General features: G+C 42.4%; 12 protein-coding genes. All 12 read right to left on the minus strand.

The window, feature by feature from the left end; genetic code table 11:
• Positions 1 to 470: 470 nt before the first annotated feature.
• On the minus strand, positions 471 to 1328 hold the full coding sequence (locus ACW689_RS12655; protein WP_476292094.1) for a tetratricopeptide repeat protein: 858 nt from the start codon (positions 1326 to 1328) through the stop codon (positions 471 to 473).
• A gap of 65 nt (positions 1329 to 1393) precedes the next feature.
• Positions 1394 to 3319, minus strand: coding sequence for a DNA topoisomerase III (locus ACW689_RS12660; protein WP_476291863.1), 1926 nt, complete (start codon positions 3317 to 3319; stop codon positions 1394 to 1396).
• Positions 3320 to 3401: 82 nt separating this feature from the next.
• A complete protein-coding gene (locus ACW689_RS12665) occupies positions 3402 to 5504 on the minus strand; it encodes a methyl-accepting chemotaxis protein (RefSeq protein WP_476291865.1) in 2103 nt (700 codons plus the stop codon).
• A 222-nt stretch (positions 5505 to 5726) separates the two neighbouring features.
• A complete protein-coding gene (locus tag ACW689_RS12670) occupies positions 5727 to 6059 on the minus strand; it encodes a Na+/H+ antiporter subunit G (protein WP_476291867.1) in 333 nt (110 codons plus the stop codon).
• Positions 6060 to 6067: 8 nt separating this feature from the next.
• Positions 6068 to 6337 carry a K+/H+ antiporter subunit F gene (locus ACW689_RS12675; RefSeq protein WP_476291869.1) on the minus strand — a complete coding sequence of 90 codons (270 nt, stop codon included), beginning with the start codon at positions 6335 to 6337 and terminating at the stop codon, positions 6068 to 6070.
• Positions 6331 to 6867: a Na+/H+ antiporter subunit E gene (locus ACW689_RS12680; RefSeq protein ID WP_476291871.1), complete on the minus strand. Its 537-nt coding sequence runs from the start codon at positions 6865 to 6867 to the stop codon at positions 6331 to 6333. The genes ACW689_RS12675 and ACW689_RS12680 overlap by 7 nt, the downstream gene beginning before the upstream one ends.
• A complete protein-coding gene (locus tag ACW689_RS12685; protein ID WP_476291873.1) occupies positions 6867 to 8387 on the minus strand; it encodes a monovalent cation/H+ antiporter subunit D in 1521 nt (506 codons plus the stop codon). The genes ACW689_RS12680 and ACW689_RS12685 overlap by 1 nt, the downstream gene beginning before the upstream one ends.
• Entirely contained in the window at positions 8384 to 8731 is a 348-nt protein-coding gene (locus tag ACW689_RS12690) for a Na+/H+ antiporter subunit C (RefSeq protein WP_476291875.1), read from the minus strand. The genes ACW689_RS12685 and ACW689_RS12690 overlap by 4 nt, the downstream gene beginning before the upstream one ends.
• Positions 8731 to 11523: a monovalent cation/H+ antiporter subunit A gene (locus tag ACW689_RS12695; RefSeq protein WP_476291877.1), complete on the minus strand. Its 2793-nt coding sequence runs from the start codon at positions 11521 to 11523 to the stop codon at positions 8731 to 8733. Before ACW689_RS12695 ends, ACW689_RS12690 begins: the two co-directional genes overlap by 1 nt.
• A gap of 245 nt (positions 11524 to 11768) precedes the next feature.
• Entirely contained in the window at positions 11769 to 12917 is a 1149-nt protein-coding gene (locus ACW689_RS12700) for a hypothetical protein (protein ID WP_476291879.1), read from the minus strand.
• Positions 12895 to 13773: a lipoprotein NlpI gene (nlpI, locus tag ACW689_RS12705; RefSeq protein WP_476291881.1), complete on the minus strand. Its 879-nt coding sequence runs from the start codon at positions 13771 to 13773 to the stop codon at positions 12895 to 12897. The genes ACW689_RS12700 and nlpI overlap by 23 nt, the downstream gene beginning before the upstream one ends.
• Positions 13774 to 13879: 106 nt before the next feature.
• Positions 13880 to 16006, minus strand: coding sequence for a polyribonucleotide nucleotidyltransferase (gene pnp, locus ACW689_RS12710; RefSeq protein ID WP_476291883.1), 2127 nt, complete (start codon positions 16004 to 16006; stop codon positions 13880 to 13882).
• Between the last annotated feature and the right edge of the window lie 35 nt (positions 16007 to 16041).

Here is a 16041-nt window from a genome sequence, read left to right on the forward strand (position 1 = left end):
CCTGTACGAGTGCCCACACAGATGATTGCTTCATATTTTTAAAGAACGTTTCGAAACTGTTTGTTGTTTCGAGGGATGTGCATTCTAAGCATTCCCGATTTTTTGTCAACACTTAATTTGAAGTTTTCTTGGTAAGAAGTTTCAAGATTAAGTTTTACTTGACCCTGACTCGTTTCGTTTTCGCTTTAGTGCGTAGCGCTCCGTGTCAGTGGGTGCGCATTATAAGCACCCCAAACAAATACGCAAGCCCTTTTTTATAAAAAATTATAAAAACGCGCCTTTCGAACAAAAAACAAACTAAATATAAATAAAACATATGTTTTATTGCTTTTTACGAGCTGTTTTAGTTTGTTTTTTGAACAGTGGGACATTAAGTATTATTGAAAAGATCAAAGATGCAAATTATTTTTGCAAAAAGTACATCACTTATGTCCTCAAACAATCCGCATGTACTTTTTCCGTTTTAGAAATTAATAGAGAAGGCTGTATAGCTTACGTCTATATAGTGCAGCAACCGCATCACCATCAGGAAGTGAAGCGATAATATCTAGAAAGTCTTGTTTTGCTGACATGAAATTCATATCAAGTTGCAAAATACTTAACAGCAGCGCTAGCGCTTCTTCTTTTTTTCCCGCTTGCGCAAGTAAACCTGCCAACTTCAGCTTTATGTCATTGTTCTCAGGTTCAGTCTGTAAAGCCTCGCTTAGCATTTTTATTTCAGGCGATTCCTGAGCTTGTTTTGCTTGCTCTAGTTTTGCCTGTAAATTTTGGAAGTATGGATCTTGCTCAGATTCAGGCACAGAATATAACAACGCTTGCGCATCATCCAACTTTTGTATCTGGATACATATATTCGCCAGTACGAGCTTAACTCGCGTATTATCCGCGTCAATGTCATACGCTTGCTTAGCGAAACTGAATGCAGCATTTAAGTCATCACTTGCTAGTGCTTGTTTCGCTTGGTCAAGAAGTAACATTTCAGGCTTAGGTAAATGCTCTGCCAATGCCTTTTTAATCTCTTCTTCACTTTGAGCCCCTGGTAGTATGTTGACTGGCGCGCCATTTTTTAACATGACAAGGGTAGGAAGTGCTTGTAAACCAATTTGCTGAGCTAACTGCGAAGCTAATGCTTGCTGAAGATCACAGTCCACAGTTGCCACTACGAGATGCGATTCATAACTTGTCGCTAAATTGCTTAATATAGAAGCCTGTGCAACACAATCAGGATTTTGCGCGCTAAAAAAAGTCAGTAGAATTAGTTTGTCCTGATGTTGTTCACCAAGCACCTGTTGTATATTTTCGCTGGTTAATTGAATTTGGTTACTCATACTTTGCTTATCGTCGTGTTTAGCTGGTTTGTTCATATATTGAGGCAAAGACTACAATTACAAGCCTAATTGTTAATCTTTGCTGAGGTTTTTGCGCGCCTTTTAAAACGCCGATTAGTACTCTTAGGCTTCGCTAGCCCCCTAAAACTTACCGAATTAGTCAGCTGTGCCTTTGCGATTATCTCTCGAATTTGTCCAACAAGTGGCTCCATGAAGTTTTGATAACTGCATTCTTTATTGGCAATTTTTGCTAAGTGCGATTCCCACAAAGCTGTTCTGTCAGGCAGAGTCAGTGTTTCAGGGAGCATCGCTATCATAGCGTGCCCAATTTCACTCGCTTTAATTAGTTTTCCTTCTCGCTGTAGAAACCCTCTTTTAAACAATAACTCAATGATGCCAGCCCTTGTTGCCTCAGTACCTAGCCCATCCGTATCTTTTAAGATTTTTTTAATGTTAGGATCTTTAACGTAACGACCAATGCCCGTCATAGCACTAAGTAGAGATGCATCAGTGTAATGCTGGGGTGGTTGCGTGTGTTTCTCACGGACTTCAGAGTCGCTGCACAACAAAAGCTGCCCTTCGATCAAAGAAGGCAAGAATGAAGACTCTGAATCATCCTCATGTTTGTTTTTGTCAAACAAAGCTTTAAAGCCCAGATTCATCACCTGTTTAGCTTTGGCAATAAACACGCCACCTGCTATTAAAACCTCAGCTACAGTCTCATTATATGCGTATGGAGGATAAAACTGAGCCACATACTGCCGGCAGATAAGCTCATACACTTGTTGCTCATACTGGCCAAGTTGTGCCGACTTTAGCTTTTTGCTCGTTGGTATAATGGCGTGGTGTGCTTCAACCTTTTTATCATTCCAACACTTAGATTTAAGCGAAAAATCTGCATTCCTTAGCTTATCTTGTTCGCATCCCTTATTATTTACGATTGCCGCAAACACTTGTTCACGTTCATGAAAATGCTCGTTGGGTAAATAGCGGTTATCCGAACGAGGGTAAGTGATCAGCTTATGCTTCTCATACAAACTTTGGCATACGTCTAGCACCTGTTTTGCGGATATAGCAAAGCGCTTATTTGCGTCGATTTGTAATGCTGATAAATTATAAGGGAGTGGTGGCATCTGCTTCTTTGGTGTTTGCTGTAACTTTACCACTTCAGCCGATTGCCCTTTAATGCGCGATGCTACATTTTCAGCCAAAGCTTTTAACAACACTCGCTTTTCTTCATCCATATAGGGTAAGCATGCCTCACTTGGTTGCCACTTAGCAATAAACGGCTCTTTTTTATCTGTTAGAAGATGTGCGAACACTTCATAAAAAGGCTTAGAAACGAAATCCTTAATTGTATTATCTCTTTGTACAACAAGACCTAATACAGGCGTTTGTACTCGGCCTACAGATAGGACTCCTTGATAACCTGCTTTTTGCCCCGTTAGAGTGTAAGCCCGCGTTAGATTCATTCCATATAACCAATCGGCACGCGCACGAGCTAGCGCCGAGACGCTTAATGGAATGAACTCTTGATTTGATTTTTGTATTTTTAGTGCTTTTTTAACCGCTTGTAGGTTTAAATCGCTAATAAGTAAGCGTTGTGTTGATTGCTTTTGCTGTGCAGACAGACCTATGTGTTGCAGTACCTCATCAACCAGTAGCTGACCTTCTCTATCTGGATCGCCCGCATGTACGATAATACTCGCTTTTTTTATCAAGCGTTTCAGTACAGCCAGCTGCTTTTTGGTCTTTGGTTTGGCTTTAAATTGCCAATCGATTGGCACAATAGGCAAGTCATTATATTGCCACTTTTTAAACTTAGGATCATAATCTTCTGGTTCTGCTTGCTCTAGCAAATGACCAATACACCAAGAAACAATACTGCCATCGCCTGTTTCAATGTAACCATCCTGCTTAACGTGTGGTTTAGGCAGAGCGTCGGCGATTGCTCTACCTAATGATGGTTTTTCTGCGATATAAAGCTTCATTGTGAAGAGCTCATAGAATAACTGTATAAATTAACAGTTATTCTATGTTAACTGAACGCACTATGCCAGTTTACGTTTTCTACTAACGTGTTTTCAGTAAGTTAAGTTGAGCATGTTTTTGCTCAACTATCTGTGTCATCGTACTGGCGGCCTGCTCGACTTGATCTGCAAGCGCTGACAACTCTGCCGCTGCATCCGAGATCCCCGTCGTGTTACCATTTATCTCCTCTGTCACGACACTCTGCTCCTCTGCTGCCGTTGCTATTTGTGTGACTTCATTAGAAATGTTTGCCAGCATAGATACCATCGTGCTCATTGCTTGCGCCGACTCTTCACAGTACGACACAGCTTGCTCTCCTTGCGAAACAGAACTCTCTATAATATCTTCAGAACGATTAACCTCATGAGTTAAGTTACTAATCAGTTCACTAATATCATTCGTTGAAGCGTGGGTCTTAGAGGCCAGAGCCCTTACTTCATCAGCAACAACAGCAAAACCACGCCCCTGTTCACCTGCTCTTGCGGCTTCGATAGCAGCGTTCAATGCAAGTAGATTAGTTTGTTCTGCGATTGCTCGGATCACATCGAGTATTTGAGAGATATCCGCACTACGCTCCACCACTTTATTGATCGCTTGTTTTGCTTCCAACACTTGGCTAGCCATCGCTTGAACTGTTTGCGTCGTCTTAACAATGCTTGATTCGCTTCGCTGCACTTGCGCAGCCGCTTCGTTGGCACTTTGTGCCGCTTGTTCTGATGAGCGAGCAACTTCACTGGCCGTCGCACTTAACTCATTGATAGCAGCAACAACACTGTCTATTTCATTATGCTGATTTGCGACTTTATTCTTAATGTTGATAGCTACTTCCGTTGTCGTAAACGACTGTTGGTAAGACTGCTCCGCAAGCGCTTTCAAATCATCAATCATACGCCGCAATTTGTCTGTGAATATATTAAACCCCTTAGCTAAGGCGATTAACTCTGCATGTTGACTCACATGTAATGCTTGCGTTAGATCTCCCTCACTACTTGCTAGGCTTTCAACCCTCTGTTGGATCTGAGTCAAAGGTTTAATAATGGTATTAATTAGCCATACAGCGAGCACGATGCCTATTGCAGCAATCACAATGCCAACAACCAGCATTGTTTGACTTGCCGATTTCGCCGACTCATCTAACGCTTGTGCTAATTGAGCAGCCTCTTTTAAAACGGCTTCTTTAGGCACTTCTATCAATAGTGACCAAGTGACGTCGGCAAGTTTAATATGAATTGGTAATGCAATAGCAATGTCACCATCGATTTCCAATAAATCATTTGAGTTATGCAGTTCGAGTAATGCTCGCGCACGTTCGGAAGGTATCGACTCACGCAGTGGACGCGCTAACTTTTTATAGTGGCTTGAGCCAACCACTAGCCCTAGTTCACTTAATAAAGATACTTTTGCCGTTCCACCATATAAGCTTTTCGATAGCTCAACAGTTTGCTGCTGAAACACTGGCAAATTGACATCCACGCCCACCAAACCAACAAATTTGCCTTGCGCTTTTACAGGCACTGTCAGTGATGTCATCAATGTGCCATCGTATATATATGGTTCCATGATGCAGGGCTGGTTCTTGTCTCGAGCGCACAAGTACCATTCCGCTTCTCGTAATCCAAATTCGTTTTTAGCCGTCAAATATTTATCTGCAGCAGCTGCAACCGCCTGTTGCGAGATCCCAGCTGAATCTCTCGTAAAATAAACCTCTAAAGTACCATCACCTTTTACTGAGTGACTTGCTCCAGCCATATATTGTCCATCGTTTCCATCATAACCGTCCGCTTCAAACTGCGCATACATAGAGGAGACAAACTGGTTTTGTGTTAAAGCGCCTGCGACAGCCCTTTGCACCTCGCTTCGAGACAGTGGTTGGTTTTGCGCTGTATTACTCAAAACCCCTGCCAAAGAGTTGGGAATTCGATACGCTTCATTGATAAAACCTGCAACACGTTGGGCATAATAATGGCCCTGTGCAGTTAAACTCTGCTGTGCTTGGCGGTAAATCACACCTTGCACGCGCTCGTTTTGGCTTTCGTTTTGCTGCTCTAAATGAAACCACATAAAAAGTGTGAGTAGCATCACCAATGCAGTGACTAATGTGCCTAAGAAGATAAGTAGCTTATTTTTAATCGATGCCTGATCCATATGTTTCCTTTTAGGTATGACATGCCGATATGCGTGTGGATGAATTGTTCAGCCCTAATTTTAGTATAAAAAACAAAAACTGATTACACTTCAACCATTCAGCAGATAGTTTTTTATGTTTATACAGCAAATCACAAACGTGCATTCAGCGCAACAACTGAAAGTACCGGCAATAAAAAAGGCATGAATTCCCTCATGCCTTTTTTATCTTACTCAAACGGTTTATACATCATCTTCGATATTATCTTTACCTGATGTACGCTTGATGCTGTCAAGCTTATGATGAATAGCCGACTTTATGAGCATATAACCACTAATCGGCGCTGTTAGTAATAAAAAAATAGAAATTAAGATTTCTTTAGCACTAATACCCTCTTGTAGCTGACTAAAATAAACCATCGCAGCCGTAAGCAAACATGCCATACCCAATGTGGTTGCTTTTGTTGGACCATGCAAACGCATAAAAAAGTCAGGCATTTTTACCAGACCAATTGAGCCAACCAATACGAAAAAGCCGCCAATAAGCAGTAATATTGAAATAATCCACTCAGACATATTTACACCTATTCAATAATATCGCCACGAAGCAAGTATTTACATACCGCAACCGTGCTGACAAAACCAAGCATAGCTATGAGCAAGGCAGCCTCAAAATACAAGCTAGTGCCCATGCTCATACCGTACAAGATGATTAAAGCAATACTGTTAATGTACATGGTATCAAGCGCTAAAATCCTATCTGGCACCGACGGCCCCACCACCAATCGCCATAAGTTGAGCATCAGTGAGACCCCTATCATGGCAAACACAATCAAGATAACTGTTTCTAACATCCAAAAATCTCCTTAAGTGGCGCTTCATAACGCTGCTTAATGGTATGTATCAGCGCTTGCTCATCTTCAAGGTTAAGTACATGAATCAGCAAATAACGTTGTTGTGGCTCATCGGCAACGGCTTGAGATTCAAGCCAAGGGTATACTTCCGCACTTACCGTGCCTGGCGTTAAACTTACTGTACTGGCCAAAATTGTGATTGGCATACTATGCGCCAAATCTAAAGGCACCTTTACGAATCCAGGCTTCAAGCGTTTGGTTGGGCCCAATATTAAAAGTGCAACCTGCACATTAGCCGTAATAATATCGTACAAAACTAGCAATAAATGACGTAGCGCCAAACCTGGCTTTAAAATGAGTGGCTGTTTGGTTCTAAATGGATGCGTTACCAATGGAATAATGATCGCCAACATCAGCCCCAAAATTAAATGGCCAGCAGACACGCTATTGTTAAGTAACAACCATACGCTAAATAGTAATAAACTGCGAAACGGCGTAGGCAGCCATGAAAAACGAGATTCTAAACGCATTACTGACCTCCCTCAAGTACTGCACTCACGTTAGCAGCAAAGTCATGCAAACTCGTAGCAGTAGTAAAAGCATAGTCAGTCAGTGGACCTGCAAAAATGACTAACGCTGGTGAAGTAACAATCAGCAGCAGCAAAGCACTTAATTGCGCTGGGTGTACTTTCATATCGTTCGCTGACTCAATTGGTTTGTTTGTTGTGTGATGCCAAAATAAAGTACTCCCGGCACGTGCAATTGCCATCAGCAGCGCAAGACTAGCGAGTAAATAAATGGGCCAAAACACATACGCATAATCACTGTGAAGAGTCGCTTTCAGCAACCAGACTTTTGCCACAAAACCAGAGAGTGGCGGCATTCCGATGACAGTGACAGCTGCGAAAACAAAACATCCTCCAAGCAATAAAGGCTGAATGACAGGACGTCCAGCTGTCAGTCTATCTGACACTTTACCACGTTGACGTGCAATAAGATCCGCTAGTAAAAATAGCGCGGCACTCACCAATGTGGAATGTACTAAGTAATAAATTGCTGCAGCACTTGCTTGCACTGTTTGCACCGCAACTAAAGCTACTAAAGTACCTACCGAAACAATCACAAGATTAGCTGTCAGCTTACGTAAGTCTTGACTAGCGAGCACACCAATAGCGCCAAACACAATTGTTGCTATCGCTAGCCACCACAGCCACTGTTGTGCCATTAAGCTCAGCTCACCCGCATGTTCACCAAAGATCATGGTGTATACACGCATCATAGAATACACACCAACTTTAGTCATAATAGCAAATAGCGCTGCGACAACTGGCAAAGCCGTAGCATAGGTATTCGGTAACCAAAGATGCAACGGCAACAATGCACCTTTTAATGCAAATACCACTAATAGAAGCAAGCCTCCTATTTTCGCCAAATAGATATCATCGCCCTGCAAGCTGGCAATTTTATTCGCCATATCAGCCATGTTGAGCGTGCCTAAAACACCATATAAGGTACCTAACGCAATAAGAAAAACGGCAGAACCAACAAGGTTCATAATGACATACTGTAAAGCTGCTCGCGTGTTGTGTTTATCACCACCATGCATTAACAGCGCATAAGAGGCTATCAACAGCACTTCAAAAAACACAAACAAGTTAAACATATCGCCAGTCAAAAACGCGCCATTTACCCCCAACACCAAAAAGTGTAAAAGTGGGTGGAAGAATGCCCCTCTTTCGTCATCGCCTGCACAAGCATACAAAGCACATGCAACGCCAAGCAGTGAAGTTAAGCTAACAAGCAATACTGAAAGTGGATCCGCCACCAAAACGATACCAAATGGTGCAGACCAATTACCTATCGCGTACACCTGCGTGCCCATATCTTGCACATGTAATAGCAGCGATAAAGATACGAGCAAAGTCACAACACTAAACAGCACCGAGGCTACGCGTCGAATAGGTAAGCTTTTCCCGCAAGGTGGCATTAACAATATTACACCAGCGAGCATAGGCAATAAAATGGGTAACGAGGTCAAGTGCTGGATCATGCTTTACCCTTATTTTTATTATTCACAACCTGGCCATTAACGTGGTCATTGCCCAAATCGGCACGCCCCCTAATCGCTAAAATCACTACAAACGCCGTCATCGCAAAACCAATCACGATCGCGGTCAATACCAACGCTTGAGGTAAAGGATCTGCATAAGATTGAGCATTGCTCAACACTGCAGCTTGGTTTAGTGATATACGACCAGACGAGAACAAAAATAAGTTAACAGCGTATGATAACATGGTTAAACCAAGCACAACGGGAAATGTCCTTGCCCTTAGGATCAAAAACACTCCACAAGCTACCAGTAACCCAACGCAAGATGCATATAACAGTTCCATTAGAAATTCACCTCTTCTTTCGGCGCATCGGCAGTGAGCTTACCTAAGCTAGCTAAAATCATTAATGTTGCTCCAACAACCGTAATATAAACACCTAAATCAAATACAAGGGCACTTGCGAGCTCAATTTTTCCAACAAGTGGCAAGTCAAAATAGTCAAACCAGCTCGTTAAGAATGGCCTATCAAAGAACCAACTACCGATACCTGTCACAAGCGCGATTGCTATGCCCGAAGCGATGATTTTCCGGTAGTTAATTGTCAAGCGCTCTGCAATCCAATTTGAACCATGCGCAATGTACTGCAAAATAAAGGCAATTGAGGTTATAAGGCCTGCGATAAAACCACCACCTGGTAGATTGTGGCCACGCAAGAAAATATAGAACGACACCAACAATGCTAATGGCAACAAACTTTGTGAAATACTCGCCAATAGAATTGGATAACGCTCTTTAGCCCAAGGACGCCCTTCACTATCGCTTGCAGGCATAAACAATGGCAAGTTGAGTAAGAGCTTGTATATGCCTAAAGCAGCAATACCCAGCACAGTGATTTCACCTAAGGTATCAAACCCTCTAAAATCAACCAAAATCACGTTGACTACGTTGGTCCCCCCCCCTCCTGTTTTTGCATTAGCAATGAAAAACTGGGAAATAGAATCGAGTGGACGTGTGATCATGGCATAACAAATACTACCGACAACAACACCAATCGCAGACGCAATCCCAAGATCCCTCAGCACTCGGATAGAACTAGATTCTCTGGGTGTTCTTTGCGGTAAGAAAAATAACGCAAGCATTAACAAGATGATGGTCACCACCTCAACAGTTAACTGCGTCAAAGCCAAGTCTGGTGCAGAAAAACGTGTAAATGCAACAGAAACCATCAGACCAACCACAGAGAGCATCAACAGTGATACCATTCTTATGTGATGCCAAATAACCGTACCAATTGCCCCTATCATCAATAGAGCGGCACCAATACCATTGTGCATATCAACCGAGGTTGGCTTTTTATCTCCAACGAGCTGGGCCATTTCAAACAACGGCCAGCCAGCGCAAAGTAACACGACAATAAACATCAGCATTAAATAGCGCTGTAACGAACCATTTTCAATGGCGACAACCTTGTGCTGGCACCATTTAACGATAGTGTATACAAACGTATCGAATGCTTTCTTGGCATTCAACGGTGGCAAAGAAGCCTGAAATTGGAATAAATAACGTCTTTGCGTGTAAATAAGTAATCCACCGCACACAGCAATACCGCTCATCAGCAACGGTAAATTAAACCCATGCCAGATAGCAATGTGGAATTCTGGCGCCGTCTGCCCTAGCACTGCTGAAGAAGCGACATTCAGAATACTGTCGATCACTAAATTCGGGAACATACCAACAATTAAGCAAAGTGCCACTAAAATTTCTATTGGTACTCTCATATAACGTGGTGGTTCATGCGGTTGTTTTGGCAAGCCAATTGGCTCACCATTAAAGAAAACGTCGTGAATAAAACGCGCAGAATAAGCAACCGAAAACGCACCTGCAATAGTTGCCAAGACAGGAATTAGCCAAGACATTGAACCCAATAATTGCTGATATAAAGTCTCCGCAAAGAACATTTCTTTAGACAAAAATCCATTTAATAAAGGCACGCCAGCCATTGCAGCAGCAGCAACCATCGCAAGCGTTGCTGTATACGGCATAAAGCGCCACATGCCATTGAGCTTGCGCATATCACGCGTGCCCGTTTCATGATCAATGATTCCCGTAGCCATAAACAGCGAAGCTTTAAATGTCGCGTGGTTGATAATATGGAAAATAGCCGCAACCGTTGCCAGCTCAGTATCTAAACCCAGCAATAAAGTTATTAGACCCAGATGGCTAATGGTCGAGTATGCCAACAGACCTTTTAAATCATGTTTAAACAAGGCCACATAAGCTGCAAACAATAAAGTCACCAGACCAGTCAAGCCAACCATCACGAACCAAAGGTCGGTGCCTGCTAATGCCGGGTAAAAACGCGCTAAAAGAAAGATCCCAGCTTTAACCATTGTTGCCGAATGCAAGTAAGCACTAACTGGCGTTGGTGCAGCCATGGCATGTGGTAACCAAAAGTGAAATGGAAATTGAGCTGACTTAGTAAATGCACCCAACAATACAAGAATGAGCGCAACCTCATATAAAGCATGCGATTGAATCAACGCTTTGCTTTGTAAAATGACATCTAAATTGTAGCTTCCTACAATGTTACCAATAATCATTAAACCAGCTAACAGCGCTAAACCACCGCCGCCAGTCACAGCAAGTGCCATGCGCGCGCCTTTTCGCGCTTCTGATTTTTGCCACCAGTAACTAATCAACAAAAATGAGCTAATACTGGTCAGCTCCCAAAACACCCATAACTGCAACACATTGTTAGACATAACAATACCCAGCATGGCAGTCATAAAGAGCATTAAGTAAGCAAATAGCTTCGGCATTGAATCCTTTTCGCTCAAATAATAGCGCGCGTAAAAGATCACCAGAATACCGATACCCAAAATCATAAACACAAAAAGTAATGCAAGCCCATCTAGTCTAAAGGCCAATTCAATCCCAAGTAGTGGGATCCAAGATACGCTTTCTCTGAGTACTTGACCGGCAAATACATCAAAAGAAAGATTAATAGCCCATGCCAGCGCTATGATAGGGGTTACAAGCGTCAATGCAGTTGTTTGATTGCGCGTTAACTTACCCGTAAATGATGAGAGAATACTGCCGATTAAGGATAGCAAGGGTATCCAAAGCAAAGTCATAGATTAAACCTTTTTGTTTCAGCGTCGTAAATGCACGACCTACACTGAGCGCCTGTGCAACCAACTGTATTGTATTAAACAAATGAGTTTGATTTTAAGCACACAAAACTTTCCCATTTATACTTTATTAGTATTTGAGTTGTCTATAGTTTTAGACGCTATGCGTGCAAAATTTAAACAACCTTAATAAACATTTCAGATTAAATTCATATCTTGCCAAAAAGCAATTCATGAATGCGCATTTATCACTCAGCAAATGTACTAAAATAGGGTAATTGATATTGCTTTGACTCAACAGCCCTACGCCATAATGTTCTATAGTCCTCGCTCAAGGGTAACTCTTGAAATTGCATAATACCCCACTCACTAGATGGTTTATACGCGTTGAGCTGCCCATGTTGACATGTTTGACTCAAATACCAACCTTCTTTTGGTGGCTGTGCCGATACCCGCAAATTCGGCGCATACTGACCGGAAGTTTTGCACAACCAACGTGCTTTACCTTTTGATACCGCATATTCATCTTCAAACCCGCTGAAATGCATCAACTCATGTAAGAAGATTGGATAATCACTGTCAGTCGATAACGTCATCATTCCCCGAGTTACATTTGCTAAACCCATTTTGGTCATTGTTATCACATAGTCAACATGATTGAGTTTAGCACCATATTGTTGCGCTAAACGTCCGCCATGGCAGTAAGCAAACTCATTTTGAGCCACATGGCAAGCCATTGTGTCACCAACATAAAAAACTTCACTTAAACAAAAACTGTTTGCAGCAGGTTCTGGTTGCTCATTATATTTCATCCGTAATTGTCGAAGTTTACTCACCGCTGAATAATGATCCGCAACTAACAACACCCTGTTTTTACATTCTTTGGGAAACACAACCTCGGTCGTTATTAGTTTTAAATTTAGCGCAGTTCTTATATTTTCCGACATGAACGAAGGTAAGGTGCCTTTTTCACTGGCTAGTAATGCATATGCCTTCTCAGACAAACCAGTTATAGCACGTAACTTTTCTAACCCATCGAATGATTTTTGCTCTATCAACAACGTTTGCAAACGCATCCGCTGTTCGTTTGATACATCATCGTAATACCGCCGCCAATAGAGTGTACTCGATGCATAATCCTTTTGCTGAGCGAGACGAATAGACCACTCAAATTTCAACTCAGGCTCATTTAAACTTTGCAATGCAAGGACTGTGTCGTCAGATAAGCTCTGCAGCGGCACCGTATGTTGAATTAAATAGTAACTCTGTGGGTATCGAGCTAAATACTTTTGTCTAGCCGTCGTTTCTTCAAGATAAGGCTGATGATGACTTTGCGTCATCATCAGTAAAATAAAAACACATAAACTTAAATAGTTAACTTGCAGCATTACCAGCAAGTATATCCAACTCTAAACGCGCGTATTTATGTTCTACAAACTCATACACATTGGTCGCCAGCGTTAATTTAAAAAAGTCTATGGCTACTTGCTTATTACCCCGTGCCTGATAAAGTTTCCCAAGGTAAAAATACGCTTCACAAAGTCGTTCAGCGTATTGTTGCTGATCGGTTACCCCTTCGGATATTTGCCCCAAAAACTGCGTCTCACTGAGTTCACCTAGATACAAATCAACCAGTTGACTTGACCATTTATCATGATCTATCAAACCACTGTTGTCGCGCAACTTCGCCTTAGCCATTTCTGGGTCAACTTTAGATTGAGCGAGAAATAGCCACATCACGCGATAAGGGTCTTGTGGTGAGCGTGATAAAAATGCTGAAAAGTCTTCGCTTGCAAGTGTCGGTCTATCGCCGTAATAAAGAGCAATCCCTCTATTTAAATAGGCATATTCATGTTGTTCATCCAGTTCAAGTACTGCATCAAACATTTCGTAGGCTTTGCCATATTCTTGCAACAAGGTGTGATGAATGCCCAAGAAGTTGTATACCTCAGCCAAATCAGGCTTCATCTTTACCGCACGATTAAAATCAATACGTGCTAAGGTGCTCAGTCCTAAACTGTCATAAAGCATGCCGCGATTGTAATAAAGCTGCGCTTTTTGTTCTGCTTGCAAATCACTCGCTAGTAGCAATTCGGAATAACGGGCAATCGCAATTTCATTTCTAAAATTAGCGGCAAGTGGCACGCTTAAAGGCACATTAACAATCTGCTGAACATGATCGCTTTGACTTGATTGGCAGCCAGCGAGCCCCAAAATCATCATGGGCAAAATAAAAACTGATCTAAACTTCATTTTCTTCCTTAGCTGCTTTACTGCTCTTACTTTAGCGGCCATTAAAGCATAAAAAAAGGGGCCATACAGCCCCCTTTCATTACTATCTTATTTTATTCGCACAAAATTATTCTGCAGGCGCTTCAGGCGCTTTTTCTGCAGGTTGCTCTAGTGCTTCTTTAATACTTAAGCGAACACGACCTTGGCGGTCAACTTCAAGTACTTTAACTTTTACTTCTTGACCAACAGAAAGGTGATCTGTCACGTTATTCACACGCTCAGCACTGATCTGAGAAATATGTACTAGGCCATCTTTACCAGGTAATACGTTAACAAATGCACCAAAGTCAACAATACGTACAACTTTACCATTGTAAATCGTGCCCACTTCTAGCTCTGCTGTTAACGCTTCAATGCGAGAAATCGCATCTTTTGCACTCATACCATCAGTTGCAGCAATCTTAATTGTACCGTCATCTTCGATCTCAATGGTCGTGCCTGTTTCTTCAGTCAACTGACGAATTGTCGCGCCACCTTTACCAATCACTTCAGCGATTTTCTTCGGTGGAATGTTCATCGTGTAAATACGTGGTGCAAATTCAGATAATTCTTCTGAAGGTGTTGAAATCGCTTCATCCATTACAGAAAGGATGTGCAAACGTGCTGCTTTCGCTTGTTTAAGCGCAATTTGCATGATCTCTTTGTTGATACCTTCAATCTTGATATCCATCTGAAGTGCTGTAACACCGGCGCTTGTACCCGCAACTTTAAAGTCCATATCACCTAAGTGATCTTCGTCACCTAAGATATCTGATAGAACAACAAAGTTTTCGTCTTCTTTCACAAGACCCATTGCGATACCAGCAACAGAAGCCTTAATTGGTACACCTGCATTCATTAGCGCAAGTGAAGAACCACATACTGACGCCATAGAAGACGAACCATTTGATTCAGTGATTTCAGATACAACGCGCACTGAATATGGGAATTCTTCAAGCGTAGGTAGTACCGCTTGAACACCACGCTTGGCTAGGTTACCGTGGCCGATTTCACGACGCTTTGGAGAGCCAATGAAACCAGTCTCACCTACGCAGTAAGGAGGGAAGTTGTAGTTCAACATGAAGTGGTGCTTGTGCGTACCAGTCAGGTCATCGATCATCTGAGAATCACGTTCAGTACCTAAAGTAGCTGTCACTAACGCCTGAGTTTCGCCACGCGTAAAGATTGCTGAGCCGTGAGTACGAGGCAAAACACCTGTCATCACGTCAAGTGCACGAACCATGTCTGGTTCACGGCCATCGATACGCTTTTCACCCGCGATGATACGACCACGTACAATCTTCTTCTCCAGTGAACCAAATAGTTTTGATACTTCTTGTGTATCTAGCTCTTCACCTTCACCAAGTTGCGCAGTTAATGCTTCAATAACCGCTTCTTTAGCCGCCGATAGCGCCTCTTTACGCGCTACTTTATCAGTAATACGGTAAGCTTCACCCACTTTATCAGCAGCTAGCTCTGCAATTTTATCAGCAAGTGCAACGTTCTTTTCTGGTGCAACCCAATCCCATGTTGGTTTACCCGCTTGCGCCTTAAACTCTTCTACCGCTTTGATGATAGCCTGAGATTGCTCATGACCGTATACAACCGCACCTAGCATTTCTTCTTCAGAAAGCACATCAGCTTCTGACTCAACCATAAGTACTGCGTTTTCAGTACCAGCAACTACTAGGTCTAGTTTGCTTTCCTCAAGCTCTTTAAGCGTTGGGTTCAGTACGTATTGACCATCAATATAGCCAACACGCGCGGCACCAATTGGACCATTGAATGGGATACCAGAAATAGCTAGTGCTGCTGAAGTACCAATCATAGCAACCATATCTGGTTGAATTTCAGGGTTAACTGAAACAACAGTTGCGATAACTTGTACTTCGTTTACAAAACCATCTGGGAATAAAGGACGAATTGGACGGTCAATAAGGCGTGCGATTAGTGTTTCGCCATCGTTTGGACGACCTTCACGCTTTAAGAAACCACCTGGGATACGACCCGCTGCATACATACGCTCTTGATAGTTTACAGTCAGTGGGAAGAAGTCTTGGCCTGGTACTGCGTCACGCTTACCAACGACAGTCACTAGTACTGAAGTGTCGCCGATGCTTGCTAGTACTGCGCCGTCAGCTTGACGCGCGATAGCACCTGTTTCTAGAGTCACTGTGTGTTGACCTAGTTGAAATTCTTTAATAATTGCTTGCACAAATATTTCCTTCAAAAAACAAAATATAAACGCCA

This window comes from Pseudoalteromonas sp. ABE4_541 (assembly GCF_056312285.1).

Bases quoted from the DNA above. Each gene is read 5' to 3' on its own strand.
- ACW689_RS12670 (WP_476291867.1), bottom strand. From the start codon at position 6,059: ATGTCTGAGTGGATTATTTCAATATTACTGCTTATTGGCGGCTTTTTC.
- ACW689_RS12685 (WP_476291873.1), bottom strand. From the start codon at position 8,387: ATGATCCAGCACTTGACCTCGTTACCCATTTTATTGCCTATGCTCGCT.
- ACW689_RS12660 (WP_476291863.1), bottom strand. From the start codon at position 3,319: ATGAAGCTTTATATCGCAGAAAAACCATCATTAGGTAGAGCAATCGCC.
- ACW689_RS12655 (WP_476292094.1), bottom strand. From the start codon at position 1,328: ATGAGTAACCAAATTCAATTAACCAGCGAAAATATACAACAGGTGCTT.
- ACW689_RS12695 (WP_476291877.1), bottom strand. From the start codon at position 11,523: ATGACTTTGCTTTGGATACCCTTGCTATCCTTAATCGGCAGTATTCTC.
- ACW689_RS12665 (WP_476291865.1), bottom strand. From the start codon at position 5,504: ATGGATCAGGCATCGATTAAAAATAAGCTACTTATCTTCTTAGGCACA.
- ACW689_RS12690 (WP_476291875.1), bottom strand. From the start codon at position 8,731: ATGGAACTGTTATATGCATCTTGCGTTGGGTTACTGGTAGCTTGTGGA.
- ACW689_RS12680 (WP_476291871.1), bottom strand. From the start codon at position 6,867: ATGCGTTTAGAATCTCGTTTTTCATGGCTGCCTACGCCGTTTCGCAGT.
- nlpI (WP_476291881.1), bottom strand. From the start codon at position 13,773: ATGAAGTTTAGATCAGTTTTTATTTTGCCCATGATGATTTTGGGGCTC.
- ACW689_RS12675 (WP_476291869.1), bottom strand. From the start codon at position 6,337: ATGTTAGAAACAGTTATCTTGATTGTGTTTGCCATGATAGGGGTCTCA.